The 26,430-nt window shown below is 59.4% G+C and carries 21 protein-coding genes and 1 riboswitch; of the genes, 6 read left to right on the forward strand and 15 right to left on the reverse strand.

Annotation, left to right across the window (positions count from 1 at the left end):
• Genes mraY through mraZ form a run of 7 tightly spaced genes read right to left on the reverse strand, consistent with a single transcriptional unit; the run spans window position 1 to window position 7,434 of the window.
• The gene (mraY, locus tag L085_RS00555; RefSeq protein ID WP_004932782.1) at window positions 1-1,083 is read right to left on the reverse strand and encodes a phospho-N-acetylmuramoyl-pentapeptide-transferase; all 1,083 of its coding nucleotides are present in this window, start codon (window positions 1,081-1,083) and stop codon (window positions 1-3) included.
• On the reverse strand, window positions 1,077-2,438 hold the full coding sequence (murF, locus tag L085_RS00560) for a UDP-N-acetylmuramoyl-tripeptide--D-alanyl-D-alanine ligase (RefSeq protein WP_044029688.1): 1,362 nt from the start codon (window positions 2,436-2,438) through the stop codon (window positions 1,077-1,079). Before murF ends, mraY begins: the two co-directional genes overlap by 7 nt.
• Entirely contained in the window at window positions 2,435-3,922 is a 1,488-nt protein-coding gene (murE, locus tag L085_RS00565) for a UDP-N-acetylmuramoyl-L-alanyl-D-glutamate--2,6-diaminopimelate ligase (protein ID WP_044029690.1), read from the reverse strand. The genes murF and murE overlap by 4 nt, the downstream gene beginning before the upstream one ends.
• Window positions 3,909-5,672: a peptidoglycan glycosyltransferase FtsI gene (locus L085_RS00570; RefSeq protein ID WP_004932790.1), complete on the reverse strand. Its 1,764-nt coding sequence runs from the start codon at window positions 5,670-5,672 to the stop codon at window positions 3,909-3,911. Before L085_RS00570 ends, murE begins: the two co-directional genes overlap by 14 nt.
• 42 nt (window positions 5,673-5,714) lie before the next feature.
• The gene (gene ftsL, locus L085_RS00575; RefSeq protein WP_015376645.1) at window positions 5,715-6,035 is read right to left on the reverse strand and encodes a cell division protein FtsL; all 321 of its coding nucleotides are present in this window, start codon (window positions 6,033-6,035) and stop codon (window positions 5,715-5,717) included.
• Window positions 6,032-6,973 (reverse strand): 16S rRNA (cytosine(1402)-N(4))-methyltransferase RsmH, encoded by a 942-nt coding sequence (rsmH, locus tag L085_RS00580; RefSeq protein WP_004932794.1) that lies wholly within the window; start codon window positions 6,971-6,973, stop codon window positions 6,032-6,034. The genes ftsL and rsmH overlap by 4 nt, the downstream gene beginning before the upstream one ends.
• Before the next feature lie 2 nt (window positions 6,974-6,975).
• Window positions 6,976-7,434, reverse strand: a complete 459-nt coding sequence (gene mraZ / locus L085_RS00585) for a division/cell wall cluster transcriptional repressor MraZ (RefSeq protein WP_031300396.1) — start codon at window positions 7,432-7,434, stop codon at window positions 6,976-6,978.
• 862 nt (window positions 7,435-8,296) lie between these two features.
• Between mraZ and L085_RS00590 the strand changes: the two genes are divergently transcribed.
• On the forward strand, window positions 8,297-8,737 hold the full coding sequence (locus L085_RS00590) for an L-alanine exporter AlaE (protein WP_004932798.1): 441 nt from the start codon (window positions 8,297-8,299) through the stop codon (window positions 8,735-8,737).
• A gap of 37 nt (window positions 8,738-8,774) precedes the next feature.
• Here the strand turns inward: L085_RS00590 and cra are convergent, their stop codons facing one another.
• From cra to leuO, 5 genes are all read right to left on the reverse strand, one after another.
• The gene (cra, locus tag L085_RS00595; RefSeq protein ID WP_044029694.1) at window positions 8,775-9,779 is read right to left on the reverse strand and encodes a catabolite repressor/activator; all 1,005 of its coding nucleotides are present in this window, start codon (window positions 9,777-9,779) and stop codon (window positions 8,775-8,777) included.
• A gap of 217 nt (window positions 9,780-9,996) precedes the next feature.
• The gene (gene ilvN, locus L085_RS00600) at window positions 9,997-10,488 is read right to left on the reverse strand and encodes an acetolactate synthase small subunit (protein WP_004932806.1); all 492 of its coding nucleotides are present in this window, start codon (window positions 10,486-10,488) and stop codon (window positions 9,997-9,999) included.
• Between the two features lie 2 nt (window positions 10,489-10,490).
• A complete protein-coding gene (gene ilvI, locus L085_RS00605) occupies window positions 10,491-12,209 on the reverse strand; it encodes an acetolactate synthase 3 large subunit (protein ID WP_044029695.1) in 1,719 nt (572 codons plus the stop codon).
• Window positions 12,210-12,525: 316 nt separating this feature from the next.
• Entirely contained in the window at window positions 12,526-14,334 is a 1,809-nt protein-coding gene (locus L085_RS00610) for a long-chain fatty acid--CoA ligase (protein ID WP_044029697.1), read from the reverse strand.
• A 464-nt stretch (window positions 14,335-14,798) separates the two neighbouring features.
• The gene (gene leuO / locus L085_RS00615) at window positions 14,799-15,746 is read right to left on the reverse strand and encodes a transcriptional regulator LeuO (protein WP_004932811.1); all 948 of its coding nucleotides are present in this window, start codon (window positions 15,744-15,746) and stop codon (window positions 14,799-14,801) included.
• Between the two features lie 875 nt (window positions 15,747-16,621).
• On the opposite strand from leuO, the gene leuA reads away from it, so the two are divergent.
• The 4 genes from leuA to leuD are packed head-to-tail and all read left to right on the forward strand — an operon-like array spanning window position 16,622 to window position 21,304.
• The gene (leuA, locus tag L085_RS00620; RefSeq protein ID WP_004932820.1) at window positions 16,622-18,196 is read left to right on the forward strand and encodes a 2-isopropylmalate synthase; all 1,575 of its coding nucleotides are present in this window, start codon (window positions 16,622-16,624) and stop codon (window positions 18,194-18,196) included.
• A 2-nt stretch (window positions 18,197-18,198) separates the two neighbouring features.
• Window positions 18,199-19,290: a 3-isopropylmalate dehydrogenase gene (gene leuB / locus L085_RS00625; RefSeq protein ID WP_004932823.1), complete on the forward strand. Its 1,092-nt coding sequence runs from the start codon at window positions 18,199-18,201 to the stop codon at window positions 19,288-19,290.
• Between the two features lies 1 nt (window position 19,291).
• Window positions 19,292-20,692, forward strand: coding sequence for a 3-isopropylmalate dehydratase large subunit (gene leuC, locus L085_RS00630; protein WP_044029698.1), 1,401 nt, complete (start codon window positions 19,292-19,294; stop codon window positions 20,690-20,692).
• A gap of 9 nt (window positions 20,693-20,701) precedes the next feature.
• The gene (gene leuD, locus L085_RS00635) at window positions 20,702-21,304 is read left to right on the forward strand and encodes a 3-isopropylmalate dehydratase small subunit (protein ID WP_004932829.1); all 603 of its coding nucleotides are present in this window, start codon (window positions 20,702-20,704) and stop codon (window positions 21,302-21,304) included.
• A 37-nt stretch (window positions 21,305-21,341) separates the two neighbouring features.
• Here the strand turns inward: leuD and L085_RS00640 are convergent, their stop codons facing one another.
• The 3 genes from L085_RS00640 to sgrT all read right to left on the reverse strand — a co-directional run bounded on the left by L085_RS00640 (window position 21,342) and on the right by sgrT (window position 24,482).
• Window positions 21,342-22,814 (reverse strand): DASS family sodium-coupled anion symporter, encoded by a 1,473-nt coding sequence (locus L085_RS00640; protein WP_044029699.1) that lies wholly within the window; start codon window positions 22,812-22,814, stop codon window positions 21,342-21,344.
• Window positions 22,815-22,958: 144 nt separating this feature from the next.
• Window positions 22,959-24,155, reverse strand: coding sequence for a sugar efflux transporter (locus L085_RS00645; RefSeq protein WP_044029700.1), 1,197 nt, complete (start codon window positions 24,153-24,155; stop codon window positions 22,959-22,961).
• Between the two features lie 153 nt (window positions 24,156-24,308).
• Complete coding sequence (sgrT, locus tag L085_RS24255; protein ID WP_004932838.1) at window positions 24,309-24,482, reverse strand: glucose uptake inhibitor SgrT; 174 nt, start codon at window positions 24,480-24,482, stop codon at window positions 24,309-24,311.
• A gap of 90 nt (window positions 24,483-24,572) precedes the next feature.
• On the opposite strand from sgrT, the gene sgrR reads away from it, so the two are divergent.
• The gene (gene sgrR / locus L085_RS00650) at window positions 24,573-26,234 is read left to right on the forward strand and encodes an HTH-type transcriptional regulator SgrR (protein WP_015376637.1); all 1,662 of its coding nucleotides are present in this window, start codon (window positions 24,573-24,575) and stop codon (window positions 26,232-26,234) included.
• A gap of 37 nt (window positions 26,235-26,271) precedes the next feature.
• Window positions 26,272-26,390, forward strand: a riboswitch (TPP riboswitch).
• Window positions 26,391-26,430 lie beyond the last annotated feature (40 nt).

Genomic DNA, 26,430 nt, shown 5'->3' on the forward strand with positions numbered 1-26,430 from the left:
TTAACGCACCTTCAGCGTTGCCAGGCCAATCAGCACCAGCATCAGCGAAATGATCCAGAAGCGCACGATCACGCGCGGTTCCGGCCAGCCTTTCAATTCATAGTGGTGGTGAATCGGCGCCATGCGGAAAATGCGTTGTCCGCGCAGCTTGAACGATCCCACCTGCAGGATCACCGACAGCGTCTCTACCACGAATACGCCGCCCATGATCACCAACAAGAACTCCTGGCGCAGCAGCACCGCGATGGTGCCCAGCGCGCCGCCCAGCGCCAGCGAACCGACGTCTCCCATAAATACCTGAGCCGGGTAGGTGTTGAACCACAGGAACCCAAGGCCGGCGCCGACGATGGCGGTGCAGACGATCACTAACTCACCGGCATGACGCAGATACGGAATATGCAGGTAGTTGGCGAAGTTCATGTTACCGGTCGCCCAGGCCACCAGCGCGAAACCGGCCGCCACGAATACCGTCGGCATAATCGCCAGGCCGTCCAGGCCGTCGGTCAGGTTGACCGCGTTGCTGGTACCGACGATGACGAAATAGGCCAGCAGGATGTACAGCAAACCCAGCTGCGGCATCACGTCCTTAAAGAACGGCACAACCAGCTCGGTGGCTGGCGTGTCTTTTCCTACGGCGTACATGGCGAATGCGACAATCAGCGCAATCACCGACTGCCAGAAATACTTCCAGCGGGCGATCAGCCCCTTGGTGTCCTTACGCACGACCTTGCGGTAGTCGTCGACGAAACCGACGATGCCGTAACCCACCAGCACGAACAGCACGCACCAGACATACGGGTTGGACGGGTAGGCCCACATCAGCACCGAAATGGTGATGGAGGTCAGGATCATGATGCCGCCCATGGTCGGCGTGCCGCGCTTGCTGAAGTGCGACTCGGGGCCGTCGTTGCGCACCACCTGCCCGAAGGACATTTCTTGCAGACGCTTGATCACCCGCGGGCCCATCCACAGCGACAGGAACAGCGCGGTCAGCAGGCTGACAATGGCTCGGAACGTCAGATAAGAAAAGACGTTGAAGCCTGAGTAATATTTGACCAAATGCTCGGCCAGCCAAACTAACATGGTGCTTTCTCCTGTAACGCGCGTACTACCTGCTCCATTGCGGCACTACGTGAACCTTTGATTAACACGGTGATGACCGCATGTTCCGACAGTAATTCCGCCACGCGCGCGATCACTGCTGTCTTGTCCTGATAGTGTTCGCCGTTGCCGGAAGCTTCGCTCAGCACGCGGCTCAACCCGCCGACGCTGATGACTTTGTCGACCCCGGCCTGGCGGGCGGCTTCACCCACCTGACGGTGGCACTCTTCCGCTTCTGCGCCCAGCTCGGCCATATCGCCGACCACCATCACGCGGTAGCCCGGCATCTCCGCCAGCACCTGCGCCGCCGCGGTCATCGACCCGACGTTGGCGTTGTAGCTGTCGTCCAGCAGCAGCTTGCCTTCGGCCAGCGCCACCGGGAACAAACGCCCCGGCACCGCCTGCAATTGTTTCAACCCCTGACGCACCGCTTCGAGGGTGGCGCCCACCGACATCGCCAGCGCCGTGGCCGCCAGCGCGTTGGCCACGTTGTGGCGCCCCGGCAGCGGCAGCGCGATCTCGGCGGTGCCGAACGGGCTGTGCAGCGTAAACTGCGTGCCTGCGCCGTTCACCCGCACGTCGTCCGCGAAGAAGTCCACGCCTTCGGCCGCCTGCGGCGAGAAGCGCCAGACGGTTTTGCCGCCCAGCATGCTCTGCCAGTGCGGCCAGTCGTTGTTATCGGCGTTGATGATCGCCACGCCGTCGGCCGGCAGGCCGGTAAAGATTTCACCTTTCGCCTGGGCGACGCCGGCCAGCGAGCCGAAGCCTTCCAAGTGCGCCGCCGCCAGGTTGTTCACCAAAGCGGTCTGCGGACGCGTCAATGCGGTGGTGTAAGCAATTTCGCCAATGTGGTTAGCGCCCAGCTCTATCACGGCAAAATCATGCTGCGGCTCCAGACGCAACAGCGTCAGCGGCACGCCGATGTCGTTATTGAAGTTGCCGGCGGTATACAGCACTTCGCCGCATTCACGCAGAATGGCGGCGGTCATTTCTTTCACCGATGTCTTGCCCGAGGAGCCGGTCAGCGCCACCACGCGCGCCGGCACCTGCTGACGCACCCAGGCGCCAAGCTGCCCCAGCGCCAGACGGGTGTCTTTCACCACCAGCTGCGGCACGTCCACTGATAAGCGCTTACTGACCAGCAACGCCCCGGCGCCTGCGGCTACGGCATCCGCCGCGAAGTCGTGAGCGTCGAAACGCTCGCCTTTCAGCGCCACAAACAGGCAACCGGCGGTCACCTTGCGGGTGTCTGTCGTCACCTCGACAATTTGGCAATCGGCGCCCACCAGTTCAGCGCTCAATACCTCAGCCAGTGTCTGAAGAGAGACAGGGATCATGCCAGCACCCCCAGCAGTCGGGCGACCGTCGTGCGATCGGAGTAATCCAGGCGGCGGTTGCCCACCAGCTGATAATCTTCGTGGCCTTTGCCCGCCACCAACACCACATCCTGCTCCTGCGCCTGCATGATGGCGCTGGTCACCGCTTCGGCGCGGCCGTGGATCACCAGCGCCTGCCCGGCGTCCAGCAATCCGGTCAGGATGTCGTTGATAATCGCGCGCGGCTCTTCGGTGCGCGGGTTGTCATCGGTGATCACCACGCGATCGGCGAACTGCTCGGCGATGCCGCCCATCAGCGGACGCTTGCCCTTGTCGCGATCGCCGCCGCAGCCGAACACACACCACAGCTGCCCCTGGCAGTGCAGACGCGCGGCTTCCAGCGCTTTCTCCAGCGCATCCGGCGTGTGGGCGTAATCCACCACTACCGTCGGTTTGCCCGGCGCGTTAAACACTTCCATGCGGCCGCAGACCGGCTGCAGACGGCTGCCGGTTTCCACCAGCGCCGCCAGCGGGTAGCCCAACGACAGCAGCGTCGCCAATGCCAACAGCAGGTTGCTGACGTTGAACGCGCCCATCAGGCGGCTTTCGATCTCGCCGTCGCCCCAGCTGGAGCTGAAACGAATAGTCGCGCCGTTGTCGTGATAGTCGACCGCCGTGGTTTTCAGCCAGCGGCCGTGGCAGCCCGGCTGCAGGTTGTCCTGCATCGTCACCGCTACCGCATCCGGCAATTTGCCGAGCCAGCGCTGACCGACTTCATCGTCGGCGTTGATGATCGCCTGCCCCACGTTGTGGGCGGCGAACAGCGACCATTTGGCCGCTTCGTAATTGGCCATATCACCGTGGTAATCCAGGTGATCGCGGCTCAGGTTGGTGAAGACCGCCGCAGCGAACGGCAGCGCCGCTACCCGGTGTTGCACCAAACCGTGGGAAGAAACTTCCATGGCGGCGAAGGTCGCGCCCTGTTCCGCCAACTCGTTTAATACGTGTTGAACATCCACCGCAGAACCGGTGGTATTCTCGGTCGGACACACCTGGCCCAGCAGGCCGTTGCCGACGGTGCCCATCACCGCGCTGGTTTCGCCCAGCAGTTGGCTCCACTGCGCCAGCAGCTGCGTGGTGGTGGTTTTGCCGTTGGTGCCGGTCACGCCGACCAGGCGCAAGCGCTCGCCCGGCTGATGGTAAAAACGCCCGGCCAGCGCGGAAAGGCGCTGGTTCAGTTGGCTCAGGTAGATCACCGGCACGCCGTGCATCTCAACGATGGCGCCGTCTTCGGCCTGACCGTCAGCCTCGGCGATCACAGCGGCGACGCCCTGCGCGATGGCCTGCGGAATATAGCGGCGCCCATCCGTTTGATGGCCGACCACGGCGACAAACAGATCCCCGGCAGCCGCCACACGGCTGTCTAATGTCATTTCCCGCAGCGCGCGCCCGGGTGCCGTCGGCACCCACGGGGCGAGTAAGTCGCGCAAATTACGATCTGCCACCTGAACCCTCTTTCTTGTTAATCACTAATTCGCTTTTGTCACCGGTGGGCAACGCGTCAGGCTCGACGTTCATGGTGCGCAATACGCCGCCCATGATGGCGCCGAACACCGGCGCGGAGATTGCGCCACCATAGTATTTCCCACCCTGCGGGTCGTTGATGACGACCACCAGGGCAAAACGGGGGTTACTTGCCGGCGCGACGCCGGCGGTATAAGCGATGTATCGGTTGACGTATTTACCGTCCGGGCCCACTTTTTTCGCGGTACCGGTTTTGATGGCGATACGGTATCCCTTGATGGCGGCTTTTACGCCGCCGCCGCCCGGCAAGGCCACGCTTTCCATCATGTGCACTACGGTGCGCACCAGAGGTTCAGGGAAAACGCGCTCGCCGGCGACCGGAGGGTCAACCTTGGTGATCGACAATGGGCGATACACGCCCAGGCTGCCGATCGTTGCATAGACTCGCGCCAACTGTAACGGAGTTACCATCAGCCCGTAGCCGAAAGAGAAGGTGGCCCTCTCTATGTCAGACCACCGTTGTTTTTTTGGGTATATGCCACTGCTTTCTCCGACCAGCCCCAAATTGGTCGCTTTTCCCAGCCCAAAACGAGAGTAAGTATCTACTAACGCTGAGGACGGCATCGCTAACGCCAGCTTTGAAACACCGACGTTACTCGACTTCTGCAAGATCCCGGTCAATGACAGCTCCGAGTACCGCGCCACGTCTTTGATTTCGTGGCCCTGAATGCGGTACGGGATGGTGTTCAGCACGCTGTTTTCTCGCACCACGCCGTTTTGCAGCGCGGTCATCACCACCATTGGCTTCACGGTTGAACCGGGTTCAAAAATATCGGTGATGGCGCGGTTACGCATGGTTTCTTTCGGCGTACCGGCCATGTTGTTCGGGTTGTAAGACGGGCTGTTGGCCATCGCCAGCACTTCGCCGGTGTTCACGTCGATCAGCACCGCAGTGCCCGATTCGGCCTTGTTGAACGCCACGGCGTTGTTCAGCTCGCGATACACCAGCGCCTGCAGGCGCTCATCGACGCTCAGCACCAGGTTGTGCGCCGCCTGGCTGTCGACGGAGGAGATGTCTTCGATCACCCGGCCGAAACGATCCTTACGCACCGTTCTCTCGCCCGGTTGCCCGGTCAGCCAGCGGTCGAAGCTCTTCTCGACGCCTTCGATGCCTTGCCCGTCGATGTTGGTCACGCCGATGATGTGCGACGTCACCTGCCCCGCCGGATAGTAACGGCGCGACTCCTGCCGCAGGTAGATCCCCGGCAGCTTGAGTTTGTGGATGTAGTCGCCGATCGCCGGGTTAACCTGGCGCGCCAGATAAACGAAGCGCCCTTTCGGGTTGGCGTTGATGCGGTTGGAAAGCTGGTCCAGCGGGATGTTGAGCGCATCGGAAAGCGCTTTCCAGCGGCTATCCAGCGTGATGCCGCCGCGTTCGTTCAGCTCTTTCGGATCGGCCCACACCGCATTCACCGGCACGCTGACCGCCAACGGACGGCCGGCGCGATCGCTGATCATGCCGCGCGCGGTCGGCACTTCCTGCACGCGCAGCGAACGCATGTCGCCTTCTTTCACCAGACGATCGGGGTTGATGACCTGCAGGTACGCGACGCGCAACATCAGGCCAACCATCGCCAGCAAAATGCAGCCGCACAGCAACGCAAAACGCCAGCTGACAAAGCTGGCCTGATCTTCCTGGCGTCTCAACTTACCGGGGCGCGCTGCTTTCATGCGTTTCCTTTCTACTCCGTGTCATTATTCCGGTTAAACCATTCATTGTTTAACGATGATATTTTCCTGCGATGGATCAACGTGTTGCATCTGCAGTTTTTCTGTCGCGATACGTTCAACCCGGCTGTGATCGCCGAGGGCGTTCTCTTCTAAAATCAGGTTGCGCCACTCGATATCCAGCGCATCGCGCTCCAGAACCAGCTGTTCGCGCTCGGCGGTCAGCAGGCGGGTGCGGTGCGCGGTAGTCACCACGAAAATCGCGGAGACCAGTGACGCAATCAGTAAAATCAGGGGGATCTTGGCGTTGCGCAGCAGATCGCCGCCAATTACCCCGACCAGGCCGTGACGTTCGTTGCCAATCACGCGGGCATCCTCTCAGCAATGCGCAGCACCGAGCTGCGCGCACGCGGGTTGTCCGCCACTTCCGCTTCCGACGGCATCATTTTGCCCAGCGCTTTCAGCGTCCGGCCGCCCATGCCGCGCAGCTGCTCTTCGGTCAACGGAATGCCGGCCGGCACCTGGGCGCCGCGGCTATGGTGACGCATAAAGCGTTTGACGATGCGGTCTTCCAGCGAGTGGAAGCTGATGATCGACAAACGGCCCTGCGGGGCCAGCACTTCCAGCGCGCCGTCGAGCGCACGCTCGATCTCTTCCAGCTCGCTGTTGATATAGATGCGGATCGCCTGGAAGCTGCGCGTCGCCGGGTGCTTGTGCTTTTCACGGAACGGGCTGGCATCGGCGATCAGATCCGCCAGCTCTTTGGTGCGCGTCATCGGCTCCACGCGGTTTCTTTCGACGATGGCGCGCGCGATGCGCTTGGCGAAACGCTCTTCGCCGAAGGTTTTCAGCACCCAGGCGATGTCGTCCGCTTCGGCCTTCATCAGCCATTCCGCGGCGGACAGGCCGGTGGACGGATCCATGCGCATGTCCAGCGGGCCATCGCGCATAAAGGAGAACCCGCGCTCCGCGTCGTCAAGCTGCGGCGAGGAAACGCCCAGATCGAGCAGAACGCCGTCGATCTTGCCCACCAGCTCGCGCTCCCGCACATAGTGCGACAACTCGGAAAATGGGCCGTGTACGATGGTAAAACGAGGATCTTCAATAGATTTGGCGGCTGCAATCGCCTGAGGGTCACGGTCAATCGCCAGCAAGCGCCCTTCCGGCCCCAGCTGGGACAGAATCAGACGAGAATGGCCACCGCGACCAAAAGTACCGTCGATATATATGCCGTTGCTGCGGATGTTGAGGCCGTTGACGGCTTCGTCCAGCAGGACGGTGGTGTGTTTATAGTTTTCCAACATGCTTATAGCGACAAGTCCTGTAGCCGCTCAGACAACGGTTCCTGAGCCGACTGTTCAGCGTCAATATCATCCTTGACTTGTTGATACCAGGTCTGTTCATCCCACAGTTCAAACTTGTTGAACTGACCGACCAGCATCACTTCTTTCGTGAGCCCGGCGTGTTGCCGCAGCGTACTGGCTAACAGCAAACGACCGGCACTATCCATCTGACACTCACTGGCATGCCCCAACAGCAGGCGCTGAACGCGGCGCTCGGCGGGATTCATGCTCGACAGACGTGATAATTTTTGTTCAATAATTTCCCATTCGGGCAAAGGATAAAGCAGCAGACAGGGCTGATGGAGGTCAATGGTACAGACCATTTGGCCTTGCGATTCCTCGTTGAGCAATTCCCGATATCGGGTAGGTACGGCGAGCCGCCCTTTGCTGTCGAGGTTGACCATCGTCGCTCCACGGAACATTCCTGAGCTACCCCTTAGTGACCGTTTTCACCACTTTACCCCACAAATTCCCACACAATGGAGTTTACGGAGGGTATGAAAACCTTGTCAAGCCAGAGCGCCAGCGCTTTGGCAATATTTCTCTGGTCATTTTGGGAGCTGACTCGCGAAAGAAACTCTGATTATTCGACGATTAAAAATTAACACCATGATAAACGGAGAGAATTTTCTAAGCGGAAAGAATCTGATTAAAAACCTGACGAACTGGCGATTAATTAACTCATTACTTCCTTCTGCAAGCCATGTCTCATTTTTCAGCTCGGCAATCTCAGGGCTGTAACCGCTGGCGAGCCGCGCCCGCCAAGGCTCGGCGCCAGGCGAACCGATCGCGGAATAAGGCCATAACTCCTTGAGTTAATAACGCTCAATCGTTATTCACCGTAAAACCGGGCGCTATTTTACTTCAATTTGCACCGCCGTGATGAGGCCGCGATAAAAATAAATGGCTCGGATATTACGAGCAGAAGTAATTTCGATTCAAATCAACTTGGTAAGATTATTCCCAAAATACCTGTTTACAATTATGGTTTCATTTTCTTACACCTTTATTTCCACAATTTTTGCCGGAAAAAATCCCCTTCAAAAACGAAAAATCGCAACCTTATGTTTTTAATCGATTTATTTAAAAACGCCGATTTTAATCTCTCCGCTCCATCCTACGCCCCTGTTCTGCGGGACAAAAAGCGAACAAATGTTAAAAATAAAAATATAAACCTAGTTAAAAAACATAATCCAGATTAGTACACTATAAAAAAGGCAAAAAACCAGCCTTAACACCCAACAACGAATGATTTAACAGAGTTTTAACCATAAGGGGTGACACATGCTTTCGCCCGCTACTCACTGGCGTAGCGCCGCTGCCGATACGTTCGCACTGGTGGTGTATTGCTTTATCGCCGGCATGGCGATAGAAGTGTTGATCTCAGGCATGAGCTTCCAGCAATCCCTCTCTTCACGCCTGTTGTCGATCCCGGTCAACATCCTGATCGCCTGGCCTTACGGCCGCTATCGCGATCTGTTTATCCGCACGGCGCGCCGCTGCCCGCGCGGCCAGTTCCTGCTGCGCAACCTCGCCGATCTGCTGGCCTACGTCAGCTTCCAGTCGCCGGTTTATGCCGCCATTCTATGGAGCGTAGGCGCCGACGGCCAACAAATGCTGGCGGCGGTAACCAGCAATGCGCTGGTCTCCATGGCGATGGGCGTGGTGTATGGCTATTTCCTGGAATACTGCCGGCGGCTGTTCCGGGTGGCGGACTACGTCTAAAGCAGGAGCCCGCCAACGCGGGCCCCTGTCAGGCAAACTACTTGCGGCTCAGGCTGCCGCGGCGGAACAGATTGCGGCGAATGCGCGTCAGCCCCGGCTTGGGTTTACGCGGTTCGTCCAGGCTGGCCAGCACCAGTTCCAGCACGCGCTCGGCCACGTCGCGATGGCGCTGCGCTACCGCCAATACCGGGCACTCCAGGAAATCCAACAGTTCATGATCGCCGAAGGTGGCGATCGCCAGATCGGTCGGCAAGCGGCCGAGTTGCTTCAGCGTCACGTCCATCACGCCCTGCAATAAAGAGAACGACGTGGTAAACAGCGCCTGCGGCATCGGGTGCGTTTTCAGCCATTCGGCAAACAGCGCGCCGGCGGCTTCGCGTTCATAGCTGTTGGCGTACAGGTAATCGACGTGGCGGGGATCCTCTTGCCAGGCCTGACGGAAGCCCTGCTCACGCAGGAAGCTCACCGAAAGCTCCGGCAAGGCGCCCAGATACAGCACCGATTCAGCCGGGAAGGTGCGCAGCTCCTGCGCCAGCGCAAAGGCATCTTCCTGATCGGCGCCCACAACGCTGATGAAATGCTCGCGATCCAGCGCGCGGTCCAGCGCGATGATCGGCAGCGGATCGTTGGCCCAGCGTTGATAGAAAGGATGTTCCGGCGGCAAGGCGGTGGAGACGATAATGGCATCCACCTGACGCTGCAGCAGGTGCTCAATGCAGCGCATTTCGTTATCCGGCTGATCTTCGGAACAGGCGATCAGCAATTGGTAACCCCGCTGGCGCGCCTGGCGCTCCAGGTAGTTGGCGATGCGGGTATAGCTGGTATTTTCCAGATCCGGGATCACCAGGCCGATAGAACGGGTGCGCCCGGCGCGCAGCCCCGCCGCGACGGCATTCGGGTGATAGTTATGCTCCCTGACCACGGCCATCACTTTCTCGACGGTTTTATCGCTGACACGATACTGCTTCGCCTTGCCGTTGATGACATAACTGGCCGTCGTGCGCGAAACGCCCGCGAGACGCGCGATTTCATCCAGTTTCACATTAACCCCTTAATGACGCTGAAAATAGAAGTGAAGGCTGTGCTCGGATTAACCATGGCATCCCGTACGGTTATTCAATCCAGCCTCTGCGATCTAACAGCAGAAAACACTGCCTAGCAACCGCTTTTGCCGAAAGGTGCCAGCAATCGGGCAAAAAATACCGAAAAACAAAGGGCGCAGCCACGCCGCGCCCCGATTATTCGCCGCCAGACCGCGCTCAGCGCATGATTTTGTCGCCGCGCGACACGCCGACCACGCCGGAACGCGCCACTTCCACGATCTCCGCCACTTCACGCACCGCGCTCAGGAAGGCGTCGAGCTTGTCGCTGGTGCCGGCCAGCTGCACCGTATACAGCGTCGCCGTCACATCAACGATCTGGCCGCGGAAAATGTCGGCACAGCGCTTCACCTCTTCACGGCCGTAGCCGCTGGCCTGCAGCTTCACCAGCATGATCTCGCGCTCGACGTGGGCGCCCTGCACCAGTTCGCTGACGCGCAGCACGTCCACCAGCTTGTGCAACTGCTTCTCAATCTGCTCCAGCACTTTCTCGTCGCCGACGGTCTGGATAGTCATGCGCGACAGCGTCGGATCGTCGGTCGGCGCCACCGTCAGGCTCTCGATGTTGTAACCGCGCTGGGAGAACAGCCCCACCACGCGCGACAGGGCGCCGGATTCGTTTTCCAGCAAGACAGATAAAATACGGCGCATGATCAGGTCCTCTCCGTTTTGCTAAGCCACATTTCGTCCATGCTTCCGCCGCGGATCTGCATCGGGTAGACATGTTCGGTTTCATCGACGGTCACGTCGATGAACACCAGCCGCTCTTTTTCCGCCAGCGCCTGCGCAAGCTTGCTTTCCAGCTCATCCGGCGTGCGGATGGCGATGCCGACATGGCCGTAAGCCTCGGCCAGCTTGACGAAGTCCGGCAGCGAATCCATGTAAGACTGCGAATGACGGCCGGAATAAATCATGTCCTGCCACTGCTTGACCATGCCCAGATAGCGGTTGTTGAGGTTCACCACCACCACCGGCAGGTTATATTGCAGCGCGGTGGACAGCTCCTGAATATTCATCTGAATGCTGCCGTCGCCGGTCACGCACACCACGGTTTCCTCCGGCAGCGCCAGCTTGACGCCCAATGCCGCCGGCAGGCCGAAGCCCATGGTGCCGAGGCCGCCGGAGTTGATCCAACGGCGCGGTTTGTCGAACGGATAATAGAGCGCGGCGAACATCTGGTGCTGCCCCACGTCCGAGGTGACATAGGCGTCGCCTTTGGTCAGGCGATGCAGGGTTTCAATCACCGCCTGCGGCTTGATGGTGCCGCTGTTTTTGTCGTAGCCCAGGCAGTCGCGGGCGCGCCACTGCTCGATAGACTGCCACCAATCGCGCAGCGCATCGTGATCCTGCGCTTTCTCGTTCTGCGCCAGCAGCTCCAGCATCTGCACCAGCACCTGTTTGGCATCGCCGACGATCGGGATATCGGCGTCCACCGTTTTGGAGATCGAGGTCGGATCGATATCGATGTGCAGCACGGTGGCGTCCGGGCAGTATTTGGCCAGATTGTTGGTAGTGCGATCGTCGAAACGCACGCCGACGGCGAAGATCACGTCGGCATGGTGCATGGTTTTGTTGGCTTCATAGGTGCCGTGCATGCCGAGCATACCGACACTCTGGCGATGGGTGCCGGGGAAAGCGCCCAGTCCCATCAGGCTGCTGGTCACCGGCAGGTTCAGCTGCTCCGCCAACGCCAACAGTTCGGTTTCGCAACCGGCGTTGATCGCGCCGCCGCCGACGTACATCACCGGCTTTTTGGCCGCCAGGATGGTTTGCAACGCGCGTTTGATCTGCCCGCGGTGGCCCTGCACCGTCGGGTTGTAGGAACGCATGCTCACGTCCTGCGGATAGGCATAAGGCATCCGTACCGCCGGGCCGACGATGTCTTTCGGCAGATCGATCACCACCGGGCCGGGGCGGCCGCTGGAAGCCAGGTAAAAGGCCTTCTTCAACACCGCCGGGATGTCTTCGGTACGTTTCACCAGGAAACTGTGTTTCACCACCGGCCGAGAAATCCCCACCATATCGCACTCCTGGAAGGCGTCGTAGCCGATCAGCGAGCTGGGCACCTGCCCCGACAGGACGACCATCGGGATCGAGTCCATATAGGCGGTGGCAATGCCGGTAATGGCGTTGGTGGCGCCGGGGCCGGAGGTCACCAGCACCACGCCCACTTCGCCGGTGGCGCGCGCGTAGCCGTCGGCCATGTGCACCGCCCCTTGCTCGTGGCGCACCAGAATATGATCGATCCCTCCGACCGTATGCAGGGCGTCGTAGATATCGAGCACCGCCCCGCCGGGGTAGCCGAATACATGTTTAACGCCCTGATCGATCAACGATCGGACGACCATCTCGGCTCCTGACAACATCTCCATGGGTTTGCCTCCAGGCTTGCTTATTCTTCTCTGGCGCCGGAACGTAGCGCCTGCTGCGGGGCAATGCCCCAAAGTTTTTATGGGTTGTCGCTATCGAATTAACATAACGTCAGAATTTGGGGCAGGCAAACGGCAAAATGGCTTAACGGTGGCGGGGTTATTGCCAAGCGGCTGGAGATCGCAGCTTTATAAAAACAATGCGCTAGCCTCAGGGTTGTCGGGCTAGGCATTGTTTCGAACAGGAGGGAAATTACAGAACTAAATCAGGTGATGGATATGCCGCTTTTTTCGCCGGGCACATGGCCCGGCGGCGGCGTCAGGCCTGTTCCTGGTACATCGAGTCGATTTCGCGCTGATAGCGCTGCAGGATCACTTTGCGGCGCAGCTTCAGCGTGGGCGTCAGCTCCCCCAACTCCATGGAAAAAGCCGCCGGCAGCAGCGTGAACTTCTTCACCTGCTCGAAACGCGCCAGCTCCTTTTGCATCTCGCGCAGGCGCTTTTCGAACATCGCGAGGATCTCGCCGTTGCGCAGCAGCTCCAGGCGATCCTGGTATTTCAGGTTAACTGACTTCGCGTACTCTTCCAGCGACTCAAAGCACGGCACGATCAGCGCGGAAACGAACTTGCGCGCATCGGCGATGATCGCCACCTGCTCGATAAAGCGGTCCTGCGCCAGCGTGCCTTCCAGCATCTGCGGCGCTATGTATTTGCCGCCGGAGGTTTTCATCAAATCTTTCAGGCGCTCGGTGATGAACAGATTGCCCTCTTCATCGATCGCCCCGGCGTCGCCGGTTTTCAGCCAGCCGTCGGCGGTAAAGGTCGCGGCGGTTTCCAACGGTTTGTTGAAATAGCCGCGCATCACGATCGGCCCGCGCACCTGAATTTCATTTTCTTCACCGATGCGCACCTCGACCTCCGGCAGCGGTTTACCGATAGAGCCGAAGCGGAAATGCCCCTCTTCCCAGCAGGACACGGTCGCACAGGTTTCGGTCATGCCGTAGCCGTACTTGATGTTGACACCCATCGCCTGGAAAAACAGGATCACATTGTCATCCAGCTTGGCGCCCGCCGCCGGCAAGAAACGCACCCGGCCACCGAGAATGCCGCGCAGCTTGCTCAATACCAGCTTGTCGGCCCAGCGGTGAGAGAGTTCGAACAGTTTGCCCAACGGTTTGCCGGCCCGCTCTTGCAGGAACTTGCGCTCCCCGCAGACGATCGCCCAGTGGAACAGCGCACGGCGCAGCCAAGGGGCACGCGCCACTTTTTCATGCACCGCGCTGAAAATCTTCTCGTAGAAACGCGGTACCGCGCACATTAACGTCGGCCGCACCTGCCCCATCGCTTCCCGTACCCAGTCGGTGTTCGGCAGGAAAACATTCTGCGCGCCGGAATGCATGACAAAGAAGCTCCAGGCACGCTCGAACACGTGCGACAGCGGCAGGAAACTGAGCGACACATCCTCTTCGCCGACCGTCAGTCTCTCATCGTGCAGGTAGAGCTGCGCCGCCAGGTTGCGGTAGTCCAGCATTACCCCTTTCGGTTCGCCGGTGGTGCCCGAGGTATAGATCAGGGTAAAGAGATCCTGCAGGTCGCACTCTTCAATGCGCTGCCGACGTTGAGCGATAAAAGCCGCCGGATCGGCAGCGCGCTCGAAGGCGCTCAGGTGTTGTGCGAGCTCGCAGCCGCGCAGATCGGCGTCCTCGTCGAACACGATGATATGACTCAGCTGTGGGCAGACGCCACGCAGTGCGATGGCGGCATCCAGCTGCGCCTGCTCGCCGACGAACAGGATGCGAATGTCAGCGTCGTTGATGACGAAGGCCGCCTGCGCCGGCGTATTGGTGGAATAGAGCGGTACGCTGACGCCACGCAGGTGCAGGATCGCGAGATCGGTCAACGACCAGGCCATCGTGTTATTGGCGAAGATACCGATACGTTCTTGCACTTCGGCGCCCAGCGCCAGCAGCCCGGCAGCAATGCGATCAATGCGGGCAGCCGCCGCTCCCCAGGTCAGTTGAAACTCGCCGTTGGGCGACCATTGGCGAAATGCTGTGCGATCGGCTCGGTGGGTGATTTGATGCTGTATACGATGGATCAAATGGTATTGCAGCAGATTAGTGATCATAGTGCTCTAAGCCTGAAATGAATCATACAGTTAAGCCTGAACGATGCCTTGCGGCCCTCATCTCAGCTTACACGTGTTTACTTTTTTCCGCGCAGTCTACCTACTCTCAGGCAGGGGGAAAAGCGATTTCAGCGTAGAAGTGTGAGCCAAAACTCAGGCCGGCTTTCGCGCTTTCATGGGTTGGACAAAACGGGAAGGAAAAGGTTTGATGGCAGCCATAAAACGCGGCCCGTTCGGGCCGCCACATCGAGTTAGTTTAAAATTCCAGCTGGAAAGTAAAAATCAGAATATTAATTTATATTAATTGTTTTCGCTAAATGAACAAATTTATCCTGAGAATAAGTTATTCTATCGCCGCAAAACCAAGAAATATCTTAATAAAAACGCAGATAGTTCTTAGTTTTTATCATGAGAAAAAACGCTCAGTTGAATATTATCTTTATATGGTTCCCATCTTTATCGCTTTACTTTGGGTTACCCGCCTCAATCAGGACAGATTTCATCCACTGGTGGCCTTTATCCCGCTCTGAGGATTCATGCCAGGAGAGGTAGCAGGTGGCTTTATTATCGTTGCCACATAAAGGAACCGCCTTTATTTTCAACGCCTCCGTCTGCTGTCGCACCAACCAGGCGGGCGCAATCGCTACCATTTCCGTTTGCGACACCATATTCAACACGCTGTAAAGATCCGTGCACTGCTGCGTCACGGCGCGCAGCATCGGCTCGTCTAAATAAAAAGGTTTACTGAACGATCCAAAACTTTCCAGGGAAACCGCAGCATGCTGCTCGGCCAGCATGTGTTCCGGCGTCACCTCCTCGCCTATTCTCGGGTGCGCCTGCGCAACCGCCAGCACTAATTCGTCGTCGAACATCGCCAGGCTGCGAAACTCCGCCGACTCGAAACGGCTGTAGCCGATGACAAACTCCACGTCCTGATAACGCAATTGACGTTCAATATTATTGTTAATGTATGACTTTATTTGCAGGTTAAGCTGCGGCGCTATCTGTTTGACGTGATTGATTATCCCGGCGCCCAGACGCAAATCGAGCGGGCTGCACAGCGAAAGGGAGAACGCTCGCGTGCTGGTCAGCGGCTCAAACTCAGATCCCGGCAACTCATTCTGCACCAGCTGCAGCGCTTGCCGCACCGGCCCGAACAGCTGCCTGGCCCGCATGGTGGGCTGGATCCCGCGGCCGCAGCGCACGAACAGTTCGTCGTTGAACATCACCTTCAGGCGCGCTACCGCGTTGCTCACCGCCGGCTGCGACATCCCTAACGAATTAGCGGCTCGCGTAATATTTTGCATTTGCATCACGGCGTCAAACACCGTCAGTAAATTAAGATCGACGCTGCGCAAATGGATGTCCGCCGGCTCTTTGACCATGGCGATTTCTGAATCATATTCAGCCATATTTCACTCCACTAAATCCTGTGTAAATAATCTAATCCTTATGCTCGACAAACAATGAAACGCCGCATTGTCTTATCTTTGCACGACAAATCCTGCCATTACCGTCATCAATCGATAAAAAACCTCGTGTTATCTACACGATATAAGTCGTATATGGAATACATGTCAGCAGCTTTCCCCGTCAGCGAGAAGAATGCCACCTGGGTAGTACTAATAATTAGGTATCAACAATGATTAATACAATTGAACAACGTCGCCGCACTGTATGAGACAAACTATAAAAACACATCATAAGCAATCAAACCATCTAAAAACACCGCTCACTTTGTGTAAAAACGCATTATTTTGTTATATTATGACTAAAACAATCAATTATTCATATGAATTAAATTTAAACCATTTGTATTGAAAATGTTATTTTATTGCTCCCCGTGATTAATCCCTCTTGCTTTTTTCATCACAAATCTTAACGCAACGAAATCCAGAAGCAATTAGCGCAGTATATATTCGATTCGTTTATGCTAAGCAGCACGCAAACTGGCCCCATTTTTTTCTCTAAGGCGTCGTTTTTTTGCCGAATGATCCTCTGTTTAGCTAATGGGCTGATGCATTGTCCCCGCATTCAATCAGGTGTTGACATCGCCAGGCCAATCACGTATCAAATTAGGCAGACACCCAATTTAAGAGAAGCTGAACCCTTATGATCCGTACTCACCGTCTACTAGGCCTACTACTCAACGCATCTTGTTTGCGCGGTATGCCTGTGGACGACGTTCGGAGCTGACTCAGCCGATCACCCATAAGAAACCCGCGCTACTGCGCGGGGTTTTTTTTTGCCCGCTTAGCGTGAAATCAACACGATAAGGAATGCACCGATGAGCCAACAAGTCATTATTTTCGATACCACGCTGCGTGATGGCGAGCAGGCGCTGCAGGCCAGCCTGAGCGTAAAAGAGAAGATTCAGATTGCGCTGGCGCTGGAAAGAATGGGCGTTGACGTGATGGAAGTCGGCTTCCCGGTCTCTTCGCCGGGCGACTTCGAGTCGGTGCAAACCATCGCTCGCCAAATCAAAAACAGTCGCGTCTGCGGCCTGGCCCGCTGCGTGGACAAAGACATCGACGTGGCCGCCGAAGCGCTGCGCGTCGCCGAAGCGTTCCGCATCCACGTATTCCTGGCCACCTCAACCCTGCACATCGAATCGAAGCTGAAGCGCTCGTTCGACGAAGTGCTGGAGATGGCGGTGCGCTCGGTAAAACGCGCCCGCAACTACACCGACGACGTGGAGTTCTCCTGTGAAGACGCCGGTCGCACGCCGATCGACAATCTGTGTCGCGTGGTCGAAGCCGCCATCAACGCCGGCGCTACCACCATCAATATCCCGGATACCGTCGGCTACACCACCCCGAACCAGTTCGGCGGCATCATCACTACCCTGTATGACCGCGTGCCGAACATCGACAAAGCCATCATCTCCGTGCACTGCCACGACGATTTGGGCATGGCGGTCGGCAACTCCATCGCCGCAGTGCAGGCCGGTGCCCGCCAGGTGGAAGGCACCCTGAACGGCATTGGTGAACGCGCCGGTAACTGTTCGCTGGAAGAAGTGATCATGGCGATTAAAGTGCGCCAGGACATCATGAACGTGCACACCAACATCAACCACCAGGAAATCTTCCGCACCAGCCAGATCGTCAGCCAGCTGTGCAACATGCCGATCCCGGCCAACAAGGCGATCGTCGGCTCCAACGCCTTCGCCCACTCCTCCGGCATTCACCAGGACGGCGTGCTGAAGAACCGCGAAAACTACGAAATCATGACCCCGCAGTCGATCGGCCTGAAGGATGTGCAGTTGAACCTGACCTCCCGCTCCGGCCGCGCAGCGGTGAAACACCGCATGGAAGAGATGGGCTACCAGGAGCAGGATTACAACCTGGATACCCTGTACGCCGCCTTCCTGAAGCTGGCCGACAAAAAGGGCCAGGTGTTCGACTACGATCTGGAGGCGCTGGCCTTCATCAACAAACAGCAGGAAGAGCCGGAGCACTTCAGCCTGGGTTACTTCAGCGTGCAGTCCGGCAGCAGCATCATGGCCACCGCCTCGGTGAAACTGATCTGCGGCGGCGAAGAGAAAGCCGAAGCCGCCACCGGCAACGGCCCGGTCGATGCGGTTTATCAGGCGATCAATCGCATCACCGACTACCCGATCGAGCTGGTGAAGTACCAGTTGACCGCCAAGGGCCATGGCCGCGACGCGCTGGGCCAGGTGGATATCGTGGTCTCTTACAACGGCCGCCGCTTCCACGGCGTGGGTCTGGCGACCGATATCGTCGAATCCTCCGCCAAGGCGATGGTGCACGTGTTGAACAATATTTGGCGCTCACAGCAGGTAGAAAAAGAAAAGCAGCGCCTGCAGCAAAACAAACATCAAAATAATCAGGAAACGGTGTGAACATGACGAAGACTTATCACATTGCCGTCTTGCCCGGAGACGGCATCGGCCCGGAAGTAATGGCTCAGGCGCGCAAAGTGTTGGACGCGGTGCGTCAACGCTTTGACATTCGCATCACCACCGCCGAATACGACGTCGGCGGCATCGCCATCGATCGCCACGGCAGCCCGCTGCCGGCGGCGACCGTCGCCGGCTGCGAGCAGGCCGACGCCATCCTGTTCGGATCGGTGGGCGGCCCGAAATGGGAACACCTGCCGCCGGCCGAGCAGCCGGAACGCGGCGCGCTGTTGCCGCTGCGCAAGCACTTCAAACTGTTCAGCAACCTGCGCCCGGCGCGCCTGTATCAAGGGCTGGAGGCGTTCTGCCCGCTGCGCGCCGATATCGCCGCCCGCGGCTTCGACATTCTGTGCGTGCGCGAACTGACCGGCGGCATCTACTTCGGCCAGCCGAAGGGCCGTGAAGGCCAGGGCATGCAGGAGCGCGCCTTCGATACCGAGGTGTATCACCGTTTCGAGATTGAACGCATCGCGCGCATCGCCTTCGAATCCGCCCGCAAGCGCCGCCACAAGGTGACGTCGATCGACAAGGCCAACGTGCTGCAAAGCTCCATCCTGTGGCGTGAAGTGGTCAATCAGGTCGCCAGGGATTACCCGGACGTGTCGCTGTCGCACATGTATATCGACAACGCCACCATGCAGCTGATCAAAGATCCGTCCCAGTTCGACGTGCTGCTGTGCTCCAACCTGTTCGGCGACATCCTGTCCGACGAGTGCGCGATGATCACCGGCTCGATGGGCATGCTGCCATCCGCCAGCCTGAACGAACAAGGCTTCGGCCTGTACGAACCGGCGGGCGGTTCCGCGCCGGATATTGCAGGCAAAGGCATCGCCAACCCGATTGCGCAGATCCTGTCCGCCACCCTGCTGCTGCGTTACAGCCTGGGCGCCGATGAAGCGGCCGACGCCGTAGAACGCGCCATCAACCAGGCGTTGGAACAGGGCTACCGCACCGCCGATCTGGCCGGTGACGGCAAAGCCGTCAGCACCGATGAAATGGGCGACATCATCGCTCGCTTTGTAGCTCAGGGGGCATAACATGGCCAAGACCTTATACCAGAAGCTGTACGACGCCCACGTGGTGCACGAAGCGCCGAACGAAACGCCGTTGCTGTATATCGACCGTCACCTGGTGCACGAAGTCACGTCGCCGCAGGCGTTCGACGGCCTGCGCGCCATGGGCCGCAAGGTGCGCCAACCCGGCAAAACCTTCGCCACCATGGATCACAACGTGTCGACCCAGACCAAAGACATCAACGCCAGCGGCGAAATGGCGCGCATCCAGATGCAGGAGTTGATCAAGAACTGCGCGGAATTCGGCGTTTCGCTGTATGACCTGAACCACCCGTTCCAGGGCATCGTGCACGTAATTGGGCCTGAACAAGGCATGACGCTGCCGGGCATGACCATCGTCTGCGGCGACTCGCACACCGCCACCCACGGCGCTTTTGGCTCGTTGGCGTTCGGCATCGGCACCTCCGAAGTGGAACACGTGCTGGCGACCCAGACCCTGAAACAGGGCCGCGCCAAGACCATGAAGATTGAAGTCACCGGCGACGCCGCCGAGGGCATTACCGCCAAAGACATCGTGCTGGCGGTGATCGGCAAAACCGGCAGCGCCGGCGGCACCGGCCACGTGGTGGAATTCTGCGGCAAGGCGATCGAGGCATTGAGCATGGAAGGCCGCATGACCCTGTGCAACATGGCGATCGAAATGGGCGCTAAAGCCGGGCTGGTGGCGCCGGACGACACCACCTTCGCCTACCTGAAGGGGCGTCAGTTCGCGCCAACCGGCGAAAACTGGGAGCAGGCGGTCGCTTACTGGCGCACGCTGAAGTCCGACGCCGACGCCCAGTTCGATACCGTAGTGACGCTGCACGCCGAAGAGATCGCGCCGCAGGTCACCTGGGGCACCAACCCTGGCCAGGTGATCGCCGTCAATCAGGCGATCCCGGCGCCGGAATCGTTCAGCGATCCGGTCGAGCGCGCCTCCGCCGAGAAAGCGTTGGCCTACATGGATTTGAAACCGGGCATCAAATTGACCGAGGTGCCGATCGACAAAGTGTTCATCGGCTCCTGCACCAACTCGCGCATCGAAGATCTGCGCGCGGCGGCGGCTATCGCCAAGGGGCGCAAGGTCGCCAGCGGCGTGCAGGCCATCGTGGTGCCAGGCTCCGGCCCGGTGAAGGCCCAGGCGGAAGCCGAAGGGTTGGACAAAATCTTTATTGAAGCCGGTTTCGAATGGCGCTTGCCGGGTTGCTCGATGTGCCTGGCGATGAACAACGACCGTCTGAATCCGGGCGAGCGCTGCGCGTCCACCAGCAACCGTAACTTCGAAGGGCGCCAGGGCCGCGGTGGGCGCACCCACCTGGTCAGCCCGGCAATGGCCGCCGCGGCCGCCGTCGCCGGTCACTTCGCTGACATCCGTGATATTCACTAAGGGGCTAACGTGGCTAAATTTACTCAACATACCGGCTTAGTGGTGCCTTTGGATGCGGCCAACGTCGACACCGACGCCATTATTCCCAAGCAGTTTTTACAGAAGGTGACACGCACCGGTTTCGGTCAGCACCTGTTCAACGACTGGCGCTTCCTCGACGATGCCGGCCAGCAGCCGAACCCGGCGTTCGTGCTGAACAAACCGCGCTATAAAGGCGCCAGCATCCTGTTGGCGCGGGAGAACTTCGGCTGCGGCTCCTCGCGCGAACACGCTCCTTGGGCGCTGACCGACTACGGTTTCAAAGTGGTGATTGCGCCGAGCTTTGCCGATATCTTCTATGGCAACTCGTTCAACAACCAGCTGTTGCCGGTGACGCTGAGCGAGCAGCAGGTGGATGAGCTGTTCAAGCTGGTGGACGCCAACGAAGGGACGGAGTTCGTGGTGGATCTGGAGAACCAGACGGTCAACGCCGGCGGCAAAAGCTATCCGTTCGAAATAGACAGCTTCCGCCGCCACTGCATGATCAACGGGCTGGACAGCATCGGCCTGACGCTGCAGCACGAAGCGGATATCTCCCGCTACGAAGCGCAGCAGCCGGCGTTTCTGAATTAATCCCCTTCACCCGCCGCCCGGCGGGTGAATTTTTTCCTCACCAGTAGCCCAGCAGCTTCCACCATGCGCCGCCGATCACTATCCAGATCAGCAGGTTAACCACACTCATCACCCATCCCGCTTTCCACCACTCCCCCAGCGTCACGTAGCCGGAGCCAAAGATGATCGGCGCGGTGCCGGTGCCGTAATGCGTCAGCGACATCATCAGCGAGGAAGAAAACGCCAGGATCAGGCCCAGCAGTGCCGGTGGCGCGCCAAGCGCGATGCCGGCAGCGAAGAAGGCGGCGAACATCGCCGTCACGTGCGCGGTGGTGCTGGCAAAGAAATAGTGTGAATACAAATAGATGAGGGTCAGCAAGATCGTGCCACCCACCCAGCTCATGCCCATACGGTCGATGCCGTTGCCGACGGTTTGCGACAGCCAGCCTATTAGCCCCAGCTTGCCGAGGAAGCTGGCCATCATCACCAGCGCCGAGAACCACACCACGGTATCCCAGGCCCCTTTATGCTTCAGCACATCCTCCCAGCTCAGCACGCCGGTGGCCAGCAGCACCGCCAGGCCTATCAGCGCCGCGGTGGTGGGATTGACCGCCAGCGCCGGGCCGAAGATCATCGCCGGTATGCCGGCCCACAACACCAGCAACAGCGCGAACACCCCGAGGGTAATTTTCTCCGGCAGCGTCACCGGCCCCAGCGCCTGCAGCTTTTCGCGGGCGAAACGCGGCGCATCCGGCGTACTTTTCACCTCCGGGGGGTACAGCAGATAAATCACCAGCGGCATCACGATCAGCGAGCACAGCCCTGGCACCAGGGCGGCGATCGCCCACATTGACCAGGACAATTCAAAGCTGCCGTGGGTGCCTTTGGCGATCAGGCTGACAATCAGCGGGTTAGGCGCCGTGGCGGTGATAAACATCGCCGAGGTGACCGGGTTAATGTTGTAGTTCACCAGCGACAGATAGCGGCCGATCTTGCCGGCGGTATTAAGCTCGGGTTTGGAACCAAAGCTGTCGGCGATCGATTTCATGATCGGGTGAATGATGCCGCCGCCGCGCGCGGTGTTGCTCGGCGTCACCGGCGCCAGCGTGGTTTCCGCCAGCGTCAGCGCGTAGGCGATGCCCAGCGTCTTCTTGCCGAACAGCGAGATGAAATAGTAGCCGATGCGCGCGCCCAGCCCGGTTTTGTTCAGGCTGAGGGAGATCATGATAGAAAAGCCGATCAGCCAGATCAGCTGGTTGGAAAAGCCGCTGAGCGCGTCGTCCAGCGCGGCGCCCGGCTTGCCGGGGTTGGTGACGCCGGTCACCGCCACCAGAGCGATGGCGATCACCGAGACCGCGCCGATCGGCATCGCCTTGCCGATGATGGCGATGATGGTGCCGATAAACAGCGCCAGCAGCTGCCAGGCGTTGGGCGCAACGCCCTCCGGCACGGGAATGAGGAACCAGATAATCAGCGTGGCGCCAAGGGCGCACAGGGAAGGAAGCGGTTTGAGCGGTGTGAGTTTATCCATAACGTTCCCACTGTTCTAAACGACAGGGCGGCATCTCAATAGCGAGACGGGCGTGGGCGCAACGATCGCGCGCCATATGCCTTCAGCTTGAGCGCCCGGCTTAGCCTTCTCAATGACTTGCATCAAGAATGCCGTCGTTTAACCTCACACTTCACGCACTTTGGCGCTCATCCCGAGCGCCGCCAGCGCCAGCAGCGCCGCCATCCAATACACCGAACCATGACCGAAATTCTCCACCAGCACGCCCTGCAGCACCCCGGCCAGGATCACCCCGGTAGAGATGCTGTTGGTGAACAGCGTGGTGGCGGCGCCCGGCCGGCCCGGCATCAAATCCTGAAAATAGAGCATGCCGATACCGGCGACGATGCCGATAAACACCGCGTTGAGCAGCTGCAGCGCGATCAGGGCGGGCTTGGTCGCCAACACCGTCAGCCCGAGATAAAACAGCACGCCCGCCGCCACCGCCAGCAGCATCATGTTGCGCTTGCCGAAGCGTTTGACGTAATAACCGGCCAGCAGCATTGCCGGGATTTCCAACCCGGCGGCGGTGCCCATCAGCACCCCGGCCAGCCCTTCCGGCAGCCCGAGATCGGCGGTGATATACAGCGGCATATCGATGATATACAAGGTATTGCAGGTCCACATCAGCATCGAAGCGATGAACAGCAGCCGCACATCGCGATTGCGCCAGGCGCTGGCGGGCGCGATCGGCGCAGACATCCCGCCCTGCAGCTCCCCATTCTCCGCCGCACGCGGCACCGAAGGCAGCATAAACCCTACCAGCAGCACGCAAACCGCGAAGGTGGCGGCGGCGATCAGGAACATCACGGTGAACCCATAGTTCAGCGCCAGCGCAAACGACAGCGGCGGGCCGATCACCCACGCCAGCGAAAGCTGGGCGCGCATCACCGAGCTGAACATCACCACCTCACGCGCCTCGCTGTCGGCGTATTCCCGCGCCAACGCGAAAATCTGCGGCATGGCGGTGTTGGCAACGGCGGACATCAGCACCCCGGCGGTGATCAGCGTCAGGTAGTCGCGGTTAAAGGCGAACAGCAGGCAGTTGCCGACCGCCATCAGGCAGCACAGCAGGATCAACCGGCGCCGATCGCCGCGGGTATCGGAGCGCTTGGCCAGCAGAAAACTGACCACGATGCCGGCCACGGCGTTGGCGGTGTAAAACAGCCCTACCCACAGCGGCCGCACTTTGACCTCGGTGGTCAGAAACAGACTGAGCGTCGGCGTCAGCAACGCGCCGGCGATGCCGGAGAGAAAAGCGATCAGCAGGAATGCGGCAAAGATGGGGTTAATGCGCAGTGACAACCGGCTCATGCGTTGCATATCGTCTTCCCTGACCTCAAAGCAGAAGAAAGAACCTTAAGCCACGGCGAGAAAAATGCAAGCGCATCGCCATGACCGCGCATAAAAAACCAGTGGGTCACCCCACTGGCTGGTGAAACAGCACCATTACTCAGAAACTTGTTGCCGCAGCCCCTACAGGTGCTCGCGATACTGCTTATCGGTCATCTCTTTAATGTCCCATTGCGTCAGGTGCGCCAGCATCGCCAGCCGCGCCTGTTCGGGCACCACGCTCAGCCAGTCGGCTCGCTGGCGGCGCACCGCGCTGAAATAGCGCTGATAGAACTGCCTGGATAAGAAAGCTTTCATGATTACGCCCTCCCCTTTCATTGATGAAAATTATCGGCGTAATATAGGGAAAGAAAAATTGACGAGTTGAAGCGGGAGCGTTCCTCTTTTATGTCCACGTCCAGATTGCAGCAGCAGTTCATCCGCCTGTGGCAGCGCTGCCACGGTGAAACCACCGACACCACGCTGCAGGATCTGGCGGAGGTGCTCAGCTGCTCGCGGCGCCACGTGCGCTCCCTGCTGAGCGCCATGCAGCGGGAAGGCTGGCTCACCTGGCAGGCGGAGTCGGGGCGCGGCAAGCGTTCGCGGCTAACCTTCCACTACACCGGCCTGGCGCTGCAGCAACAGCGGGCCGAGGAGCTGCTGGAACAGGATCGCATCGATCAGCTGGTGCAACTGGTGGGCGACAAAAACGTGGTGCGCCAGATGCTGCTGTCACAGCTGGGGCGTAGCTTCCGCCAGGGGAAACACATCCTGCGGGTGCTCTACTACCGGCAGTTGTACAACCTGCTGCCCGGCTCGGCGCTGCGGCGTTCGGAAACCCATCTGGCGCGCCAGATCTTCAACGGTCTGACGCGCATAAATGAGGAAAACGGGGAACTGGAGTCCGATCTGTCTCACCATTGGCAGGCGTTGACGCCACTGCACTGGCGATTTTACCTGCGCCCGGCGATCCATTTTCATCACGGCCGCGAGCTGGAGATGGCAGACGTCATTACTTCTCTTTCGCGTCTGACCTCGCAACCGCTGTTCTCGCATATCGAGAGCGTCACCTCGCCGACGCCATTCGTGATTGACGTGCATCTGCGCAGCCCCGACCACTGGCTGCCCTGGCTGCTGGGCAGCGTGCACGCCATGATCCTGCCGCGCGAATGGCGCGAACTGCCGGATTTCGCCCGCCATCCGATCGGCACCGGCCCCTATCGCGTAGTGCGCAATCTCCCCAGCCAGATGAAGATCCACGCCTTCGACGACTATTTTGGCTACCGGGCGCTGATCGACGAGGTGAATATCTGGGTGCTGCCGGAGTTCTCCGAAGAACTGGTGCATTCCGGCGTACAGCTGCAGGGCGATGAAACCGGCAACAACGAACTGGAAAGCCGGCTGGAAGAGGGCTGCTATTTCCTGCTGTTCGACCGGCGCTCCCCGCTGGCCGCCGATCCCGCCATTCGCAGCTGGCTGTGCGAATTGATCAATCCCATTTCGCTGCTGAGCCACGCCGGGCCGCTCTACCAACGCTACTGGTCGCCGGCGTACGGCCTGCTGCCCCGTTGGCACCACAACCGCGCGCTGGCGCAGCAGCCCAAACCGGCGGGGCTGACCGAACTGACGATGACCCACTTCAATGAGCATTCGGAGTTTCACGCCATCCGTCAGGCGATCGAGCCGCTGCTGGCGCAGCACGGCATCCGCCTGATCGTGCAAAGCGTGGATTACGCCACCTGGCACCAGGGCGACGCGCGCAGCGATCTGTGGCTTGGCAGCGCCAACTTCTATCTGCCGCTGGAGTTTTCGCTGTTCGCCACGCTGTACGAACTGCCGCTGATGCAGCATTGCATGAACGAAGATCTGGCGCAGGACGCGGCGCTGTGGCGCGCCAACCGTCTGCCGCTGGCGGAGTTCTGCCAGCGCCTGGTCAGCAACCACCAGCTGCATCCGCTGTTCCACCACTGGCTGCAGCTGCACGGCCAGCGCAGCATGCGCGGCGTGCGGATGAACACCCTCGGCTGGTTCGACTTCAAGTCCGCCTGGTTTGCCCCGCCGGAGACATAAGCGCCTTTCGCCCAAGTCGGTTAATCTTTACAATAGCGCCGTCTCAACGGGGTGCGGAGAGCCGGGCCGCGTAATAAGCCCGATTTTCCGCTGAGAGCACACCCGTCGAACCTGATCCGGTCAATACCGGCGGAGGGATTTGAGCCCAGCGAACCGGCGACGCCGCCTCGCCCCCTCAGATGCCCTTGCCCCCTTA

The sequence above is a fragment of the Serratia sp. FS14 genome, from assembly GCF_000695995.1.
In the GTDB taxonomy this organism is placed as follows: domain Bacteria; phylum Pseudomonadota; class Gammaproteobacteria; order Enterobacterales; family Enterobacteriaceae; genus Serratia; species Serratia nematodiphila.

Bases quoted from the DNA above. Each gene is read 5' to 3' on its own strand.
- ilvI (WP_044029695.1), bottom strand. From the start codon at position 12,209: ATGGAGATGTTGTCAGGAGCCGAGATGGTCGTCCGATCGTTGATCGAT.
- mraZ (WP_031300396.1), bottom strand. From the start codon at position 7,434: ATGTTCCGTGGAGCGACGATGGTCAACCTCGACAGCAAAGGGCGGCTC.
- L085_RS00640 (WP_044029699.1), bottom strand. From the start codon at position 22,814: ATGGATAAACTCACACCGCTCAAACCGCTTCCTTCCCTGTGCGCCCTT.
- sgrR (WP_015376637.1), top strand. From the start codon at position 24,573: ATGTCCACGTCCAGATTGCAGCAGCAGTTCATCCGCCTGTGGCAGCGC.
- murF (WP_044029688.1), bottom strand. From the start codon at position 2,438: ATGATCCCTGTCTCTCTTCAGACACTGGCTGAGGTATTGAGCGCTGAA.
- sgrT (WP_004932838.1), bottom strand. From the start codon at position 24,482: ATGAAAGCTTTCTTATCCAGGCAGTTCTATCAGCGCTATTTCAGCGCG.
- leuO (WP_004932811.1), bottom strand. From the start codon at position 15,746: ATGGCTGAATATGATTCAGAAATCGCCATGGTCAAAGAGCCGGCGGAC.
- L085_RS00610 (WP_044029697.1), bottom strand. From the start codon at position 14,334: ATGATCACTAATCTGCTGCAATACCATTTGATCCATCGTATACAGCAT.
- mraY (WP_004932782.1), bottom strand. From the start codon at position 1,083: ATGTTAGTTTGGCTGGCCGAGCATTTGGTCAAATATTACTCAGGCTTC.
- L085_RS00645 (WP_044029700.1), bottom strand. From the start codon at position 24,155: ATGCAACGCATGAGCCGGTTGTCACTGCGCATTAACCCCATCTTTGCC.
- rsmH (WP_004932794.1), bottom strand. From the start codon at position 6,973: ATGTTGGAAAACTATAAACACACCACCGTCCTGCTGGACGAAGCCGTC.
- ilvN (WP_004932806.1), bottom strand. From the start codon at position 10,488: ATGCGCCGTATTTTATCTGTCTTGCTGGAAAACGAATCCGGCGCCCTG.
- L085_RS00570 (WP_004932790.1), bottom strand. From the start codon at position 5,672: ATGAAAGCAGCGCGCCCCGGTAAGTTGAGACGCCAGGAAGATCAGGCC.
- leuC (WP_044029698.1), top strand. From the start codon at position 19,292: ATGGCCAAGACCTTATACCAGAAGCTGTACGACGCCCACGTGGTGCAC.
- leuA (WP_004932820.1), top strand. From the start codon at position 16,622: ATGAGCCAACAAGTCATTATTTTCGATACCACGCTGCGTGATGGCGAG.
- leuB (WP_004932823.1), top strand. From the start codon at position 18,199: ATGACGAAGACTTATCACATTGCCGTCTTGCCCGGAGACGGCATCGGC.
- L085_RS00590 (WP_004932798.1), top strand. From the start codon at position 8,297: ATGCTTTCGCCCGCTACTCACTGGCGTAGCGCCGCTGCCGATACGTTC.